Source organism: Acinetobacter sp. USHLN143, from assembly GCF_037145695.1.
In the GTDB taxonomy this organism is placed as follows: Bacteria; Pseudomonadota; Gammaproteobacteria; order Pseudomonadales; family Moraxellaceae; genus Acinetobacter; species Acinetobacter fasciculus.
Genome location: NZ_JBBCWZ010000277.1, coordinates 1 through 268, shown reverse-complemented (window position 1 = coordinate 268; position 268 = coordinate 1). Strand labels below are relative to the sequence as shown.

At 48.9% G+C, this 268-nt stretch carries 1 protein-coding gene; it reads left to right on the top strand.

What is annotated here, in order from left to right; all coding sequences use genetic code 11:
- Positions 1–268 (top strand): IS66 family transposase (locus WFH18_RS18060; protein ID WP_336755447.1); only part of this gene is annotated, 268 nt, incomplete at both ends.

The window sequence follows — 268 nt, the reverse complement described above, 5'->3', positions numbered from 1 at the left end:
TTCAGGCCAGCATGCTGCAGAGTTCTTGAAAGGCTGGCAGGGCAATCTAGTCTGTGATGATTACAGTGGTTATAAAGCACGCTTTAAATCAGGCCAGGTCATTGAGGTGGGGTGCATGGCCCATGCACGTCGTAAATTCCATGAACTGCATGTAACTGGGAAAAGTCAGGTTGCTGAACAGGCCTTAGTGCTGATTCAGAAACTGTATGCGATAGAAGCAGAACTCAGGAAAAAGACCGATGGTACAGCGGAAGACCGCCGCGAATAC